The sequence below is a fragment of the Mesorhizobium sp. M1E.F.Ca.ET.045.02.1.1 genome (genome assembly GCF_003952485.1).
Classification (GTDB): Bacteria; Pseudomonadota; Alphaproteobacteria; order Rhizobiales; family Rhizobiaceae; genus Mesorhizobium.
The window spans coordinates 6,969,095-6,985,064 of sequence record NZ_CP034447.1; the positions used below are offsets into that span (position 1 = coordinate 6,969,095).

General features: G+C 64.6%; 14 protein-coding genes. 8 read left to right on the forward strand and 6 right to left on the reverse strand.

Translation table 11 applies throughout. From position 1 onward, the window contains the following. The first annotated feature begins 28 nt into the window (after positions 1-28). From EJ070_RS34175 to EJ070_RS34195, 5 genes are all read left to right on the forward strand, one after another. Positions 29-2,113 (forward strand): ABC transporter substrate-binding protein, encoded by a 2,085-nt coding sequence (locus EJ070_RS34175; protein ID WP_126095273.1) that lies wholly within the window; start codon positions 29-31, stop codon positions 2,111-2,113. 112 nt (positions 2,114-2,225) lie between these two features. Then, the gene (locus EJ070_RS34180) at positions 2,226-3,233 is read left to right on the forward strand and encodes an ABC transporter permease (RefSeq protein WP_126095274.1); all 1,008 of its coding nucleotides are present in this window, start codon (positions 2,226-2,228) and stop codon (positions 3,231-3,233) included. Next, positions 3,234-4,367 carry an ABC transporter permease gene (locus tag EJ070_RS34185; RefSeq protein ID WP_126095275.1) on the forward strand — a complete coding sequence of 378 codons (1,134 nt, stop codon included), beginning with the start codon at positions 3,234-3,236 and terminating at the stop codon, positions 4,365-4,367. Positions 4,368-4,377: 10 nt separating this feature from the next. Beyond that, positions 4,378-6,048, forward strand: coding sequence for an ABC transporter ATP-binding protein (locus EJ070_RS34190; RefSeq protein ID WP_126095276.1), 1,671 nt, complete (start codon positions 4,378-4,380; stop codon positions 6,046-6,048). A gap of 17 nt (positions 6,049-6,065) precedes the next feature. Beyond that, positions 6,066-7,436: an alpha-glucosidase/alpha-galactosidase gene (locus EJ070_RS34195; RefSeq protein ID WP_126095277.1), complete on the forward strand. Its 1,371-nt coding sequence runs from the start codon at positions 6,066-6,068 to the stop codon at positions 7,434-7,436. Positions 7,437-7,440: 4 nt separating this feature from the next. Here EJ070_RS34195 and purD read toward each other — a convergent pair whose 3' ends face one another. Together purD and EJ070_RS36570 are read right to left on the reverse strand one after the other, a co-directional pair. Beyond that, positions 7,441-8,721, reverse strand: a complete 1,281-nt coding sequence (gene purD / locus EJ070_RS34200; RefSeq protein ID WP_126095278.1) for a phosphoribosylamine--glycine ligase — start codon at positions 8,719-8,721, stop codon at positions 7,441-7,443. 183 nt (positions 8,722-8,904) lie between these two features. Next, the gene (locus tag EJ070_RS36570; RefSeq protein WP_189350248.1) at positions 8,905-9,045 is read right to left on the reverse strand and encodes a hypothetical protein; all 141 of its coding nucleotides are present in this window, start codon (positions 9,043-9,045) and stop codon (positions 8,905-8,907) included. On the opposite strand from EJ070_RS36570, the gene ubiA reads away from it, so the two are divergent. After that, positions 9,044-10,027, forward strand: a complete 984-nt coding sequence (gene ubiA / locus EJ070_RS34205) for a 4-hydroxybenzoate octaprenyltransferase (RefSeq protein WP_126095279.1) — start codon at positions 9,044-9,046, stop codon at positions 10,025-10,027. The genes EJ070_RS36570 and ubiA overlap by 2 nt on opposite strands. A gap of 81 nt (positions 10,028-10,108) precedes the next feature. On the opposite strand, the gene EJ070_RS34210 is transcribed toward ubiA, so the two are convergent. The 4 genes from EJ070_RS34210 to EJ070_RS34225 all read right to left on the reverse strand — a co-directional run bounded on the left by EJ070_RS34210 (position 10,109) and on the right by EJ070_RS34225 (position 14,644). Beyond that, positions 10,109-11,239, reverse strand: a complete 1,131-nt coding sequence (locus tag EJ070_RS34210; protein WP_126091168.1) for an IS481 family transposase — start codon at positions 11,237-11,239, stop codon at positions 10,109-10,111. A 230-nt stretch (positions 11,240-11,469) separates the two neighbouring features. Next, complete coding sequence (locus tag EJ070_RS34215; protein ID WP_126095280.1) at positions 11,470-12,036, reverse strand: DUF6101 family protein; 567 nt, start codon at positions 12,034-12,036, stop codon at positions 11,470-11,472. Positions 12,037-12,219: 183 nt separating this feature from the next. Then, complete coding sequence (locus tag EJ070_RS34220) at positions 12,220-13,662, reverse strand: FAD-binding oxidoreductase (protein ID WP_126095281.1); 1,443 nt, start codon at positions 13,660-13,662, stop codon at positions 12,220-12,222. A 19-nt stretch (positions 13,663-13,681) separates the two neighbouring features. Beyond that, entirely contained in the window at positions 13,682-14,644 is a 963-nt protein-coding gene (locus tag EJ070_RS34225; protein WP_126095282.1) for an L-threonylcarbamoyladenylate synthase, read from the reverse strand. A 270-nt stretch (positions 14,645-14,914) separates the two neighbouring features. Between EJ070_RS34225 and EJ070_RS34230 the strand changes: the two genes are divergently transcribed. Both EJ070_RS34230 and EJ070_RS34235 read left to right on the forward strand, forming a co-directional pair. Further along, a complete protein-coding gene (locus EJ070_RS34230; RefSeq protein ID WP_126095283.1) occupies positions 14,915-15,424 on the forward strand; it encodes a hypothetical protein in 510 nt (169 codons plus the stop codon). 117 nt (positions 15,425-15,541) lie between these two features. Beyond that, entirely contained in the window at positions 15,542-15,931 is a 390-nt protein-coding gene (locus tag EJ070_RS34235) for a hypothetical protein (protein ID WP_126095284.1), read from the forward strand. The last annotated feature ends 39 nt before the right edge of the window (positions 15,932-15,970 follow it).

Genomic DNA, 15,970 nt, shown 5'->3' on the forward strand with positions numbered 1-15,970 from the left:
ACAAGTCCTGATCATGTGGGAGGAGACAATGAGGACCTTACGCAGAATTGGCATTGCCGCCGGATTGATGCTCGGCGTTTCAGTTCCGGCACTCACCGCTATCGCTTCCGAGCCGACGGTGCCGCCGCAGCCGGCAACGTTCCCGGCCGAAGGCAAAATCAAGTATGTGGCGCGCGACTCCATCCTGAAGTTCAAAGCGCTGCCCGAATATCGTGAGCCCGACTGGGTGACCGAGAAATACGTCAAGACCGGCAAGCTGCCGCCGCTCAAGGACCGGCTGCCCAAGGAGCCGCTGGTCTTCAAGACGGCCAACATGCCGGACGGCATCGGCGTCTATGGCGACACGATGCGCCATGTCATCGGCGGCAGGCCGGAAGGCTGGAACTACGGCGCCGGCCAGACGCAAGGCTGGGGCGGCATCGACATCGCGCTTTCCGAATGCCTGACACGCACCGCGCCACTGTTCCAGGTCGATGCAAAGGACACCGAGCCTCTGCCGAACCTCGCCAGGAGCTGGGAATGGTCGAAGGACGGCCACAAGCTCACCATGCATCTCGTCGAAGGCGCCAAATGGTCGGACGGCGTGCCCTTCAACGCCGATGATGTCATGTTCTACTGGGATGACGAGGTCGTCGACCCGAACGTCTCGCCGCTGAACGGCGCGACGCCCGAAACCTTCGGCGTCGGTACGACGCTGAAGAAGGTCGACGACTACACGGTGGAATGGACTTTCAAGGAGGCGTTCCCGAGGCAATATCTCTATGCGATGGCCTACGGCACCTTCTGCCCCGGCCCCTCGCACATATTGAAGCCGCAGCATCCGAAATATTCGAAGAATACCTACGACCAGTTCAAGAACGCCTTCCCGCCCGAATTCATGAACATGCCGGTGATGGGGGCCTGGGTGCCGGTCGAATACCGGCCTGACGACATCATCGTCATGCGGCGCAACCCTTACTATTGGAAGGTCGACGAGAAGGGCAACCAGCTGCCTTACCTCAACGAGCTGCAATACAAGCTGTCGACCTGGGCCGACCGTGATGTCCAGGCGGTCGCGGGCTCGGGCGACTTTTCCAATCTCGAGCAGCCGGAGAACTTCGTCGCCTCGCTGAAGCGTGCCGCTGAGAAGAACGCGCCCGCGCGCCTTGCCTTCGGCCCGCGCCTCATCGGCTACAATCTGCGCTTCAACTTCTCCGCCAATGGCTGGGGCAACCCGGACGAGCGCGGCCAGGCGTTGCGCGAACTGAACCGCAACGAGGACTTCCGCAAGGCCGTCACCATGGCGTTCGATCGCAAGGCGCTCGGCGATTCCCTGGTCAAGGGACCGTTCACCGCCATCTATCCCGGCGGCTTTTCATCCGGCACCAGCTTCTATGACCGCAAGTCGACCGTCTACTATCCCTTCGATCTCGAAGGCGCCAAGGCCGAGCTTGCCAAGGCCGGCCTCAAGGACACGGACGGCGACGGCTTCGTGAACTTCCCGGCAGGCACCGCCGGCGGCAAGAATGTCGAGATCGTGATGCTGGTCAACAACGACTACACGACCGACAAGAGCCTCGCCGAGGGCGTGGTCGCCCAGATGGAAAAGCTTGGGCTACGGGTCGTGCTCAACGGGCTCAACGGCACCCAGCGCGACGCCGCCGAATATTCCGGCCGCTTCGACTGGCTGATCCGGCGCAACGACACCGAGCTGACGTCGGTGGTACAGAACACCGAGCAACTCGCGCCGGTCGGCCCCAAGACCAGCTGGAACCATCGCGCGCCGGAAAACGGCGAGGTCGACCTGATGCCCTTCGAGAAAGACCTCGTCGACATAGTCAACAAGTTCGTTTCGACGCAGGACAACGATCAGCGCGCCGACCTGATGAAGAAGTTCCAGAAGATCTCGACGGAAAATGTCTACAATGTCGGCCTGACGGAATATCCAGGCGCGCTGATCGTCAACAAGCGCTTCTCCAACATCCCGCAGGGAACACCGATCTTCATGTTCAACTGGGCCGAGGATTCGATCATACGCGAACGCGTCTTCGTCGCGGCCGACAAGCAGGGGAAATATGAGCTCTTCCCCGAGGAGCTTCCCGGCAAGCCCGGAGACAAGGGGCCGATGAACTAGTTAACCTCCCTGACGAAGAGAACTCCGGTCGCGCCAGCTGGCGCGGCCGGACAAAGCCAAATCTCCGGTGACGCCCAGGGAGCGACCGGGCAGAAAGGAAGCGGACGATCCGATGTTGCGATTCCTGCTCATGCGCATAGCGTCGGCGCTTCCCGTCCTCGCCATCTTGAGCCTCGTCACCTTCGCCATCATCCAGGCGCCGCCGGGCGACTACGCCGACTATATCCGCTCGCAGTTGATCAACCAGGGCGGCGCCTCATACGCCGAGGCTGAAGCGCAGGCTCAGGCTTACCGTGTCGAACACGGCCTCGATAAGCCATTGCCCGTCCAGTATCTCAACTGGATCGGCGGCATCGTCACGCGCGGCGATTTCGGCTACAGCCTCTACTACAACAAGCCGGTGGCCGACGTGGTGGGCGAGCGGCTGCCGCGCACGCTGCTTTTGGCACTGGTCTGCCATCTGCTCGCTTCGGTGCTGGGCATAAGTTTCGGCATATGGGCGGCGACCCGGCAGTATTCCTGGATCGACTCCACGCTTTCGGCCATCTCGTTCCTCGGCATGACGGTGCCGCGCTTCCTGATGGCGCTGATCATCGTCTATCTCCTGGTCTTCCAGTTCAACGTCTCGGAGATCGGCTCGTTCTTCTCGCCGCAATATGGCGGCGCGCCATGGTCGTGGGCGAAGTTCGTCGACCTGGTGAAACATGTCTGGCCGGTTGTGGCGATCGCGACCTTCGGCGGCCTCGCCTACAACATGCGCGTCATGCGCGGCAACCTGCTCGACACGCTCAACGCGCAATATATCGAGACGGCGAAAGCCAAGGGCCTGACCGGCGGCGCGGTCGTGATGCGCCATGCCGTGCCCAACGCGCTGCATCCTTTGGTCATGTATCAGGGCGTGGTGCTGCCCTACATGCTGACCGGCGAGATCGAGACGGCGATCATCTTCGCGCTGCCGACCGTCGGCCCGGCGATCGTCGGCTCGATGGCGGTGGGCGACGTCTATGTGACGGCGACCTTCATGATGGTGCTGTCGGCAACGCTGATCGTCGGCAACATCATCGCCGACATGCTGCTCGCCCTTCTCGACCCGCGCGTGCGCCAGTTCGGGGAACATTAGATGCTGGCGCGCGACCCTTCACCCCCACCGCCGGCCGAAGGAGCGGTGAGCCAGCCCGCACACGGCAATGAAAGCTACATCGCGCTGGTCTGGCGCCGGCTGAGGCGCTCCTGGACCGGTATGGCCGGGCTTTGCCTTGTCGTGCTGTTGCTGATGATGGCGGTCTTCGCGGAATTCCTGGCGCCTCTGGACCCCAAGGCGACCGATATCGCCTTCGCGCCGCCGGAGGTGCCAAGCTTCCACGACAAGGACGGCAATTTCGTCGCCCGGCCGAGGATCTATGCGCTGGCCGAATCGGCCGACCTCGATCCGGTCACCTTCCAGCCGATCGTCGGCCCGGATTACGACCATCCGCGGCTGCTCGGCTTCTTCGTCGAGAGCGCGCCCTACCGGCTTTTCGGCCTCATCCCGGCGAACCGGCATTTTTTCGGCTCGATGGATGGCCAGCCGGTCCATTTCCTCGGCACCGACAAGTTCGGCCGCGACGTGCTGTCGCGCGCCATCCACGGCTCGCGCGTCTCGCTGATGATCGCGCTCACCGTCGTCTTCATCGTCACCGTCATCGGCACCACCGTCGGCATGGTCTCGGGCTATTTCGGCGGCAAGTTCGACGTCTGGATGCAGCGCTTCGTCGAGCTTGTGCTCGCCTTCCCGCAATTGCCGCTTTATCTCGCGCTGACGACGCTGATTCCGGTCACCGCGCCGACCAATGTCTTCCTCGCCTTCGTCATCATCGTCATGTCGGCGCTGGGCTGGGCGCAGATGTCGCGCGAGGTGCGGGGCAAGACGCTGGCGCTGGCGCGGATCGACTATGTGCGCGCCGCCATGGCGGTCGGCGCCACCGACCGGCGCATTATCATGCAGCATATTTTCCCCAATGTGATGAGCCATGTGATCGTCGCCGTGACGCTGGCGATCCCGACGGTGGTGCTTCTGGAATCTTTCCTCGGCTTCCTCGGCTTCGCGGTGAAGCCGCCGCTGATCTCCTGGGGCCTGATGCTGCAGGACACCGCGACCTATTCGGTCATCGGCACCTATCCGTGGATCCTGTCGCCGGTCGGCTTCGTGCTGATCACCGTTTTTGCGTTCAACGCGCTGGGCGACGGCCTGCGCGACGCCGTCGATCCCTATTGAGGTGCAAGGAATGACGACGATCGCGCTCGCCGACAGCTTCGCACCAGCCGTCCGGCTCGACCACAACGGCCGCCATGACCAGCCCGTCATCGACGCCCGCAACATCGAGGTCGCCTTCAAGGTCGAGCACGGCATCGTCGAGGCGGTGAAGGACGTCTCTTTCCAGCTCTATCGCGGCGAGACGATCGCGATCGTCGGCGAATCCGGCTCCGGCAAATCGGTGACGGCGCGCACCGTCATGGGGCTGCTGTCGCGGCGGGCGACCGTGTCGCCGAGGTCGAGCGTCGACTATCTCGGGCAGAACATCCTGAAATTTCCGGAGCGCGCCCGGCGCAAGCTGCGCGGCAACCGCATCTCGATGATCTTCCAGGAGCCGATGAGCTCGCTCAACCCGATCTACACGGTCGGCAGCCAGATCGTCGAAGCGATCAGGGTGCACCGCAAGGTGAGCCGCAGGCAAGCCTGGGCGCGGGCGCTCGAGCTTCTCAAGCATGTGCAGATCCCCGAACCGGAAGCGCGGCTCAAGCAGTATCCGCACCAGCTCTCGGGCGGCCAACGGCAGCGCGTGATGATCGCCATGGCTCTGGCCAACGATCCCGACGTGCTGATCGCCGACGAGCCGACCACAGCGCTCGACGTCACGGTGCAAGCGCAGATCCTCAATCTGATCCGCAATCTGCAGAAAGAATTGCGGATGGCGGTGATCCTGATCACCCACGACCTCACGGTGGTGCGCAAGTTCTCCGACTATGTCTATGTGATGCAGCATGGCGAGATGCGCGAGCACAATGTCACCGAGCGGCTCTTCGCCGACCCGCAACATCCCTACACAAAGCGGCTGCTCGCTTCCGAACCGCATGGCCGGCCGAAGCCCCTGCCCGATAAGTCCGGCACGATCCTCGAGGCGAACGGCGTGCGCGTCTGCTTCACGCTGCGCCACGGCACATTCCTGAAACCGGACTGGCGCGAGCTGGTCGCGGTCGACGATCTCGACCTGAAACTTTGCCGCCACGAGACACTTGGGCTGGTCGGCGAATCCGGCTCCGGCAAGACCACCTTCGGCCAGGCGCTGCTCCGGCTGCTGGACGCCAAGCGCGGCGAGATCCGTTTCGACGGCCGGCCGATAGAGGGTCTCACGCGCGCCGAGATGCGGCCGCTGCGCTCGCGCATGCAGATCGTCTTCCAGGACCCGTTCTCCTCGCTCAATCCGCGCATGACGATCGGCCAGATCATCGAAGAAGGACTGGTCGTCAACAAGCTGGGTGCGACGCGGCGCGAGCGCATCGAGCGGGTGCGCGAGGCGCTGGTCAGCGCCGGCATGCCCGGCGATATCCTGTCGCGGTTCCCGCATGAATTCTCAGGTGGCCAGCGTCAGCGCATCGCGATCGCGCGCGCCATCGCGCTGGAGCCGGAATTCATCCTGCTCGACGAGCCGACTTCGGCGCTCGACCTCTCGGTGCAAGCGCAGATCATCGACCTGTTGCGCAAGCTGCAGGACGAGCGAGGGCTGAGCTATCTCTTCATCTCGCACGACCTCAAGGTGGTGCGGGCGCTGTGCCACCGCGTCATCGTCATGCAGCACGGCAAGATCGTCGAACAGGGACCCGTCGACGAGGTCCTCACCAATCCCAAGACCGCCTACACCGAACGGCTCGTCAGGGCCGCATTCGACGTGGCTTAGAGTGCCGGAGGCTTACTGTGGCAAGAAATCCCAAGATCACCTTCATCGGCGCCGGCTCGACTGTGTTCATGAAGAACATCGTCGGCGACGTGCTGCAGCGTCCGGCGCTGTCGGGCGCGACTGTCGCGCTGATGGACATCAATCCGCAGCGGCTGGAAGAAAGCGCCGTCGTCGTCAACAAGCTGATCGCGACGCTCGGCGTCAAGGCGAAGGCCGAAACCTATTCCGACCAGCGCAAGGCGCTCGCCGGCGCCGACTTCGTCGTCGTCGCGTTCCAGATCGGCGGTTACGAGCCGTGCACCGTCACCGACTTCGAGGTGCCGAAGAAATACGGCCTGCGCCAGACGATCGCCGACACGCTCGGTGTCGGCGGCATCATGCGGGGTCTCAGAACCGTGCCGCATCTGTGGAAGATCTGCGAGGACATGCTCGCCGTCTGCCCGGAGGCGATCATGCTGCAATATGTCAACCCGATGGCGGTCAACACTTGGGCGATCGCCGAGAAATACCCCCAAATCAAGCAGGTCGGCCTTTGCCATTCGGTGCAAGGCACGGCGATGGAACTGGCGCACGACCTCGACCTCCCCTATGAGGAGATCCGCTACCGCTCGGCCGGCATCAACCACATGGCCTTCTACCTGAAGTTCGAGCATCGCCAGCCGGACGGCTCCTACCGCGACCTTTATCCCGACCTCGTGCGCGCCTATCGCGAAGGCCGCGCGCCGAAGCCGGGCTGGAACCCGCGCTGCCCGAACAAGGTGCGCTACGAGATGCTGACACGGCTCGGCTATTTCGTCACCGAAAGCTCGGAGCATTTCGCCGAGTACACGCCCTATTTCATCAAGGACGGACGCCCCGACCTGATCGAGAAATACGGCATCCCGCTCGACGAATATCCGAAACGCTGCATCGAACAGATCGAAGGCTGGAAGAAACAGGCCGAGGCCTATCGGTCCGCCGACCGGATCGAAGTGGCGCAGTCGAGGGAATATGCGTCAGAGATCATGAACTCGGTGTGGACCGGGGAGCCGTCGGTGATCTACGGCAATGTCCGCAACAATGGCTGCATCACCTCGCTGCCTTTCGACTGCGCGGCCGAAGTGCCGTGCCTGGTCGATGCCTCCGGCATCCAACCGACCTATATCGGCGACCTGCCGCCGCAGCTCACGGCGCTGATCCGCACCAACATCAACGTCCAGGAACTGACGGTGCGGGCGCTGATGAGCGAGGACCGCGAGCACATCTACCATGCGGCGATGATGGACCCACACACCGCGGCCGAACTCGACCTCGACCAGATCTGGTCGCTGGTCGACGACCTCATCGCCGCTCACGGCGACTGGCTGCCGGCCTGGGCGCGCACGCGCAGAAAGACCCAGGCGGCCTGAAGGATCAGGCGCCGGCCTGCTCGCGCTCGACGGCGCGCCAGCCGATGTCGCGGCGGCAGAAGCCCTGCGGCCAGTCGATGCGGTCGAGCGCGGCGTAGGCTCGTCTCTGCGCCTCCCCGACGGTGGCGCCGAGGGCTGTGACGTTGAGCACGCGACCGCCATTGGCGACCAGCGCGCCGCCGTTGATGGCGGTGCCGGCATGGAAGATCTCGACGCCATCGCTCGCGGCCTCGTCGAGACCGCGGATGACCGAGCCCTTTTCCGGCGTGCCGGGATAGCCCCTCGCCGCCATCACCACGGTCAGCGCCGCCTCGTCGCTCCAGCGCGCCGACATATGCGCGAGCTGGCCGTCGACCGCGGCATTGAGCAGGACCAGCAGATCGTCCTTCAGCCGCATCATCAGCACCTGGCATTCGGGATCGCCGAAGCGGGTGTTGTATTCGATGAGCTTCGGCCCCTGGTCGGTGATCATCAGCCCGGCGAAGAGGATGCCGGCGAAAGGCGCGCCGAGATTGGCCATGCCGCGCATGGTCGGCTCGATGATCTCGCGCATGGTGCGCTCGGTCATCTCGGGCGTCATCACCGGCGCCGGCGAATAGGCGCCCATGCCGCCGGTGTTCGGGCCGGTATCGCCGTCGCCGACGCGCTTGTGGTCCTGCGCGGTGCCGAAGGGCAGCGCGGTGGCGCCATCGCAGAGGCAGAAGAAGCTCGCCTCCTCGCCGGTCAGATATTCCTCGACCACGACCTCGGCGCCGGCGACGCCAAAAGCACCTTCGAAACAGGCCTCGAGCGCGGCCAGCGCCTCCTCCAGCGTCATGGCGATGGTGACGCCCTTGCCGGCGGCGAGCCCGTCGGCCTTGATGACGATCGGCGCGCCTGTCTTCTCGACATAGGCCTTGGCCGAGGCGAGGTCGCTGAAACGGCCATAGGCTGCCGTCGGGATGTTGAATTTCGCGCAAAGGTCCTTGGTGAAGCCTTTCGAGCCCTCGAGGCGCGCCGCCGCCTTGGACGGACCGAAGACGCGGATGCCCCAGGCGCGCAGATCATCGGCAATGCCGGCGACCAGCGGGCCTTCCGGGCCGACCACGACCAGATCGACCTTCTTCTCCTGGCAGAAGGCCGCGACGGCGGAATGGTCGGCAATGTCCAGCTTGACCAGTTCGGCGACGCTTCCGATGCCGGGATTACCGGGCGAAGCATAAAGCCTGGTCAGCAGCGGCGAGGCGGCGATCTTCCAGGCAAGCGCATGTTCGCGGCCGCCCGAGCCGAGAAGAAGAACGTTCATGGCCACCTCTTGCTGCCGATCATGTCTGCCCTGAACCCGCTATTGATCCGCGGGCGACGGGTCAAGGCGTCTTGGCAATTTGGCGGCAGTTGCACACGGGAACAAGAGCGCGCCGGCTTTCGTCCAGACGGAAATGGCATTGCCGCCTCACGATGTTTTCACCGGCTGAGCGACTAGAGCGGTTCACCGTTTCACGGAAACGGCGAACCACTCTATCTCTTTGTTTTCACGCAATTCCGGACGGAAAACCGCTTCACACTTTTCCTGGAATTGCTCTAGCTGCCGCTTGACGACGCCTATCCGTGCTGCCACTCCAGCATCCATGGAAACCATCCAGTCGAAAGCCGCCCAGGGCCGCGTAGCTGATGCGCCGAGCGGCCATTGGGTCTACAGGGTGCTGCCGCGCTGGCTGTGGCCCTACGCGCAGCTCGCGCGCTGGGACCGGCCGATCGGCTGGCAATTGCTTTTGTGGCCCTGCTGGTGGTCGGCGGCCCTTGCGGCAAGCGCCTATCCGCGCCCGACCGATCCGCTGCTGACGCTGCTGCCGGCGCCCTGGTACCTGTTGCTGTTCTTCGTCGGCGCCGTCGCCATGCGCGGCGCCGGCTGCACCTACAACGACCTCGCCGACGAGGACATCGACAACCAGGTCGAACGCACGCGCTCGCGTCCGCTGCCGGCCGGCAAGGTGACACGGCGCCAGGCTTGGGCATTCCTGATCGTCCAGGCGCTGGTCGGGCTCGCGGTGCTGCTTCAATTCAACAGCTTCGCCATTCCGCTCGGCATCGCCTCGCTTGCGATCGTCGCGGTCTATCCGTTCATGAAGCGCATCACCAACTGGCCGCAATTCGTGCTTGGCCTGGCCTTCTCCTGGGGCGCGCTGATGGGCTGGGCGGCCGAGTTCGGCGATCTCGATGGGCCGGCCATCATGCTCTATATCGGCTCGATCCTATGGGTGATCGGCTACGACACGATCTACGCGCATCAGGACAAGGAAGACGACGCCCTTGTCGGCGTGCGCTCAACGGCGCGGCTTTTCGGCGACAACACCAAGACCTGGCTGGTCGGGCTCTATGGCGGCACGCTCGTCTGCTTCGCCATCGCTTTCGCCTCGGCGCAGGTGCCGATGCCGGCGCTGGCCGGCCTGATTGCTGCCGGCGCGCATATGGCGCGCCAGATCATCCGGCTCGACATCGACAATCCGGATCAGTGCCTGAAGCTGTTCAAGTCGAACAATCAGGTCGGCTGGCTGATCTTTCTGGGGCTGATCGGCGGCGCGCTGTGGGTGGCGTTGAAGCCGCTGGTGTAGCGGGGCGTTCCCTTCTCCCCTTTGTTTGGACCGGGGACATCGCGAACAGGTGTGCGAAGACATCGCGAACAGTTTTGCATGCTATCGGGCGAGGGCATTGAGGTCGATGGTTTCTATTTTCTGATGTCTGAACCAGGCGTCGAAGACGCCGTCGGTGGCGGTGGGGCGGAAAGCGACGGACTTTCCGGCGAAGGCCCGGCACAAGCGTATGGTTCGGCCGAGAATGGAGACGAAGCCGTGCTGCTGAACGCGGCGGATGAGATCGTCCTTGGCATATTCGAACGGCTCGACTGTTTCGCGATACTGGCGCGGCGAGGCCTGGTAGCGATCGAGCGGCACGCCGCCGCCCAAGGCATCGTGGGGACGCTGGGCGTTGTAGACGTGGCGCCACTGGTCGAATGCATCCTGAGCCTCGGCGAGATTGGCGAAGGGCGGTCCCTGCAATGCCTCGGCCTTGAGCGAACGATGGAAGCGCTCGTCCTTGCCGAGCGTCTGCGGGTGGCAAGGCCTGGAGTGGCTGACGGCGATGCCAATCTCGATCAGCCAGACGGTGAGCAAGGTGAAGTCGTTGCGGCCGCCATCGCCCCAAGGCGGACCATTGTCTGTGGCGATGCGCCACGGCAGGCCATAGCGACGGAAGGCGGCGATCAGCCGGGCTTTTACGGTTTCGGTGGTCTGGTCGGCGCAGGCCGACAGCGCGATCGAGAAGCGCGAATGGTCGTCGAGCACGGTAAGCGGATGCAGCCGGCCGGCGCGCAAGGCAACGTGGCCCTTGAAGTCCATCTGCCACAGGTGGTTGGGGGCGGCATGCTCGAAGCGAATGAAAGGCTGGGCTCCGCCGCCCAAAGCCCCCAGCTCGATACCGTTGCGGCGCAGGATGCCGGTGACCGTCGAGGCCGCCGGCGTGCCGATGCCTTCGCGGGCAAGCACCCGCGCGATCTTGCGCCCACCCCAGGCTGGATGCGCCACACGCACCGAAACGGCTGCCGCCTCCACCTCCGGCGCGCTGCGTGCCGGGCTCGACAGTGGTCGCCGAGACTGCTCCGCCAGGCCGGCCGCCCCTTCCATCCGATAGCGCGAAAGCAACTTGTGGCCACAGGTCCGGCCAATGCCGAAGCGCCGGCACAACGCGCTCACATTGGCGCCAGGCGCCAGCGCCAATCTCACGAACTCTTCTTTCTGGCTCATCACGCTTCTGGCCTCGAATGGCATCCCGAACCCCCTCGCGCAAAACGCGCAAAACTGTTCGCGATGTCTTCGCACACCTGTTCGCGATGTCCCCGGTCCAAACACCCTTGTGGGAGAAGGTGTCGCCGAAGGCGACGGATGAGGGGTGCTCCAGGGAAAGCCAGCGTCTCACTCCGCTGGAACACCCCTCATCCGTCTCGGCGCTGCGCGCCGATCCACCTTCTCCCACAAGGGGAGAAGGAAAGGCGCCAAGGCTACTCCCGCGCGATAATCTCCTCGCCGCCGATGACGAGCCTCAGGCCAAGGTTGCCGGTTCTGCGGCGGGCGAGGAAGCGCGGGCGGCGCGTGTTGGACACACGGCCCTTGCGGCGTTCCTGCGGCGGCAGCGCCTTGATGGCGGCGCCGAGCGATTCCTCCAGCGTGCGGGCGATGCCGTCGGCCTCGATCAGAAGCATCGGCAGACGATAGGCATCGGCCCAGGCGCGCCAGTCGGCGGCGACGTCGTCGAGATCGTCGGCGACCAGAAGCGGCACCGACAGCATCGGATCATTGTGCAGAAGCTCCAGCGTCACCGTGACATTGCCGTCCGGATCTTCCATGGCGCGGGCGGCGACGCCGCGGAACGCGTTGGCGGGCAGCGCGATGATCGCCGGCAGGCCGCTCATCTCCAGCATGCGCCGGATGATCGCGCCACGCTGATCGATGGTGAAGGTAACATCGCCATAGTCGTCGCGCGTGGCATAGCTCACCATCTGCGGCAGGCGAAACGGGTCGAGACGCATGTTGCGTCCCGCCCAGACTGGCTTCAGTCCAGTGTTCATCGAATGCCTTCCTGTTTCTCCTGAGGGCCGTTTTCCGGTTCTCTCCGGGCCGGTTTTTCCGGCCTCGTTATGGGAGAAACATTAGTGCTCGCTTCTTACCGCCGCGCTTAAGAAAGTCGGTTAAATTTTGCTGATCTCAGCCATGGTTATCGGAATGCGACCAGCCACAAGATGTGGGAAGAGTTAGATAACCTTACCGGGATTCATGATGCCGGCCGGATCGAAGGCCGCCTTTACCCGGCGCATCAGGTCGATCGCCATCGGCGGCGCCGTGGCGATCAGTTCGTCGCGCTTCAACTGGCCGATGCCGTGCTCGGCCGAGATCGAGCCGTGGAAGGAGCGCACGACATCGTGCACGGCGTTGTTCATCGGGCGGTAGAGAGCGAGGAACGCCTCGTCGTCACCGCCTTCGGGGCGCGAGATGTTGTAGTGCAGATTGCCGTCGCCCATATGGCCGAAGCAGACGACGCGCGCGCCGGGGCTGACGGATGCGACGGCGCCCGCGGCCGTCTCGATGAAGTCCGGGATCGAGGCGATCGGCACCGAGATGTCGTGCTTGATCGAGGCGCCCTCGGGCTTCTGGCACTCGGGCAGCACCTCGCGGAAATTCCAGAAGGCATCGCCCTGGGCAAGGCTTGCCGCGACCACAGCGTCGCCGACGATGCCCTTCTCGAGGCCGGCCGAAAGAATCTCCTCGATCAGCGCCCTGCCGTCTTCTTCGGAACGGCCGGAAGAAACCTGCATCAAGACATACCACGGCCAGTCGTCGGCCAGCGGCCGTGTGATGCCTTGACCATGCTTCAGCGTGAAATCGTAAGGCCTCTTGCCGATCAGCTCGAAGGCGGTGAGCGCCACGCCGGCCTGGTCCGTCGCCAGGGTGAACAGCGACAGCGCAGCCTTAGCCGAAGACAGGCCGACGAAGGCGACCTCCCTGCCCTTCGGCTTGGGAAACAGCTTCAGCACCGCGGCGGTGATGACGCCGAGCGTGCCTTCGGCGCCGACGAAGAGGTTCTTCAAATCGTAGCCGGTGTTGTCCTTCTTCAGCTTGCGCAGATCGTCGAAAACCTCGCCGGTCGGCAGCACCACTTCGACGCCCAGGCAAAGCTCGCGCGCATTGCCATAGGCGAGCACGCCGGTGCCGCCGGCATTGGAGGAGAGATTGCCGCCGATCTGGCAGGAGCCTTGCGCGGCAAGCGACAGCGGGAACAGCCGGTCGGCGGCGTCGGCCGCTTCCTGCAGCGTCTGCAGGATCACGCCGGCCTCGGCGGTGATCGTGTTCGACAGCACATCGATCTCGCGGATGCGGTTCAGCCTCGACAGCGACAGCACGATGTCGTGCCCGGACTTGTCCGGCACCTGGGCGCCGACCAGGCCGGTGTTGCCGCTCTGCGGCACGACCGGCGTTCCGCTCTCGGTCGCCAGCCGCATGATGCGGCTTACTTCCTCGACGCTGCCTGGACGCAGCACCAACGATGTCCGGCCGTGCCAGAGGCCACGCCTTTCGGTGATGTAAGGCGCGATGTCGGCCTGGTCGCGCAGCGCGTATTTGTCGCCGACGATCGCTGCGAAGCGATCGATGAGGGCGGGATCGATATCGAAAGGCTGGTCGTCGGATTGATCGTTCATGGAGCCCAAACTATGGCGCTCAGGCGATCTTGTCACGCGGGGCGGCGGCGCGCGCGAGCCGGTCGTTGATCGCCTCGCCCAGGCCTTCGAGCGGGATCGGCTCGACGGCAATGGTTGCGGCGCCGCTGCGGTCGAGCGCCTGCATATAGGCGAACAGATTGGTGGCCGCCTCGCGCAGATCGCCCGCCTCGGAAAGATTGCGCACCGCCACCGCACTCTGCCAGCCTTCGGCACGATCGCGGCCGAAGGCTAGCAGCGCCTCGCCCCTGGCGACCCTATCGGCATTGAGCCGCATCGATGCGCCCGGCGCATAATGCGAGGCGAGCATGCCGGGCGCTTCGATGCCCGCAGCGTCGCGCATGAGCTTTGCACCAGCAGCAGCTTCAATATCCTCGGCAGCGATGCCGCCCGGCCTCAGCAGCCTCAGCTTGCCGTCCTCGACCTTGACGATGGCCGATTCCAGGCCGACCGGCGTCGCGCCGCCATCGACAACCAGCTTGATCTTTTCGCCGAGATCGGCTGCGACCGCTTGCGCCGTCGTGGCGCTGATCCTGCCGGAGGAATTGGCGCTGGGGGCGGCAAGCGGCCGGCCGAGCCTCGCGATCAGCTCGCCGCCGAAGCCTTTCGGCATGCGCAGCGCGATGGTGTCCAGCCCCGCCGTGACCAGCGGATGGATGCCGTTTTCCGGGCGCTGCGGCAGCACCAGCGTCAGCGGACCGGGCCAGAAGGCCTCGGCCAGTTTCATCGACAGTGGATCGAATGTGGCGATGCGTTCCGCCATGGCGAGGTCGGCGACATGAGCGATCAGCGGATTGAAGCGCGGGCGGCCCTTGGCCTCGAATATCCGCGCAACGGCTGCGCCATTGGTGGCATCGCCCGCCAGCCCATAGACGGTCTCGGTCGGGATGGCGACGACGTCGCCGCCTTCGAGCAACGCCAGCGCCCGCTCCATCGCCTCGCCGACGGCAAGTATCTCAGCCAAATTCATCACCAATCATCGATACGCCGGTCCCCGTAGTACGGCTGGGAAGGCGGGGCAAGGGCGGACGTTGGCGATTTATCAATCCCTAAAATGTTAAGTTTCCGCGCAAGCCGGCATCAATCCGCCCGCACTAGGGTGCGGATTTCCGGTTGTTGGGCTCGGGGAGTTTTCGTGATGCGTATGCCTTATTTTGACGCATTTCCGGACGGAAGGCTACGGCGAAGTCGCCGAGCCCAACCGTTACACACTTCTCCTGGAATTGCTCTGGGAATGGTCGGTATCGGCATTTTGGCGACGACCGGGTTGGCGCAAGCTTCGTCCATCGTCGTGCTTGGCGTTGCGACCTCGACGCCATCCGTGGTCAGGCTGACGGCGATCGAGCCTGGCCCGATCTCCGCTGCCTCGACACCGTCGGTGGTGGCGCTCGGCGATCCAGTACCCGCCGTCACCGACGAGACGGTCGCGGCGATCCCGGAGAAATCCGGGCATGGCCGCGCGCAGACGCCGATGATCATTCGCGGCGGCATCGTCGGCGGCGCCTTCGCAACGCCCGCGGCGACCGCGGCTGCCAAGACCACGGCACCGGCTGCCACGACACCGGCAAACGGCGCCGCGCCGGCTGCTGCCACGCCTCCCAACGGCACTGCCACGACGGCCGCCAACGGTCAGGCGAAAGCGGCCGACAACCAGGCGGCCGCCAATGCATCGGGCGGCCAATCGCAGCCGCAAGCCAAACCGCAAAACGCCTCGACATTGCCGCCGGTCGGCAAGGCAATGTAGGCCGGCCCTCGCGGCGGCCCGGTTGCGTCGGGCGCCAAGCCGAGTGGACTTTTCGTTGCTGTCCGATTTCCGTCATCCGGCTCGTGCACAACAGGGTGATTTTCAGAGGGGGATTTCATGACGGGTTCGAAAGCAATGATCGTCGCCGGGCTGTTGGCTGCGTCGGCGCTGAATGCGGCCGCTGCCCAGGCTCAGGACATGCTGGGTTCCTATGTTGCGCGCATTTCCGAACGCGACCATCAAGCCAGCGACGGCTACCCGCTGCGGAGCGCGGCGCAGATGGTGCGGCAGGACCGGGCCAACTGGCACAAGTTCCGCCGGCGCGACGCCGACGACCAGGGCGATCCATGGTTCCGCGGCAATGATGACCGCGCCCAACTGGAGCGCATGCTGGAACGCGGCGGCGCGATGAGCAGCGCGACCCGGCGCGCCATCGTCAATGGCGAGCCGCTGATCGAGGTCGACGTCTATCCGGACAGCGTGCGCGTCAGCATCCTGGAGGACTGATAGACAAGGGTTGACGAAAATAGGGCGACGCTCACCGCG

Coding starts and splice junctions, on each gene's coding strand:
- EJ070_RS34175 (WP_126095273.1), top strand. CDS start 29: ATGAGGACCTTACGCAGAATTGGCATTGCCGCCGGATTGATGCTCGGC.
- EJ070_RS34180 (WP_126095274.1), top strand. CDS start 2,226: ATGTTGCGATTCCTGCTCATGCGCATAGCGTCGGCGCTTCCCGTCCTC.
- EJ070_RS34185 (WP_126095275.1), top strand. CDS start 3,234: ATGCTGGCGCGCGACCCTTCACCCCCACCGCCGGCCGAAGGAGCGGTG.
- EJ070_RS34190 (WP_126095276.1), top strand. CDS start 4,378: ATGACGACGATCGCGCTCGCCGACAGCTTCGCACCAGCCGTCCGGCTC.
- purD (WP_126095278.1), bottom strand. CDS start 8,721: ATGAACGTTCTTCTTCTCGGCTCGGGCGGCCGCGAACATGCGCTTGCC.
- ubiA (WP_126095279.1), top strand. CDS start 9,044: ATGGAAACCATCCAGTCGAAAGCCGCCCAGGGCCGCGTAGCTGATGCG.
- EJ070_RS36570 (WP_189350248.1), bottom strand. CDS start 9,045: ATGGATGCTGGAGTGGCAGCACGGATAGGCGTCGTCAAGCGGCAGCTA.
- EJ070_RS34210 (WP_126091168.1), bottom strand. CDS start 11,239: ATGCCATTCGAGGCCAGAAGCGTGATGAGCCAGAAAGAAGAGTTCGTG.
- EJ070_RS34215 (WP_126095280.1), bottom strand. CDS start 12,036: ATGAACACTGGACTGAAGCCAGTCTGGGCGGGACGCAACATGCGTCTC.
- EJ070_RS34220 (WP_126095281.1), bottom strand. CDS start 13,662: ATGAACGATCAATCCGACGACCAGCCTTTCGATATCGATCCCGCCCTC.
- EJ070_RS34230 (WP_126095283.1), top strand. CDS start 14,915: ATGGTCGGTATCGGCATTTTGGCGACGACCGGGTTGGCGCAAGCTTCG.
- EJ070_RS34235 (WP_126095284.1), top strand. CDS start 15,542: ATGACGGGTTCGAAAGCAATGATCGTCGCCGGGCTGTTGGCTGCGTCG.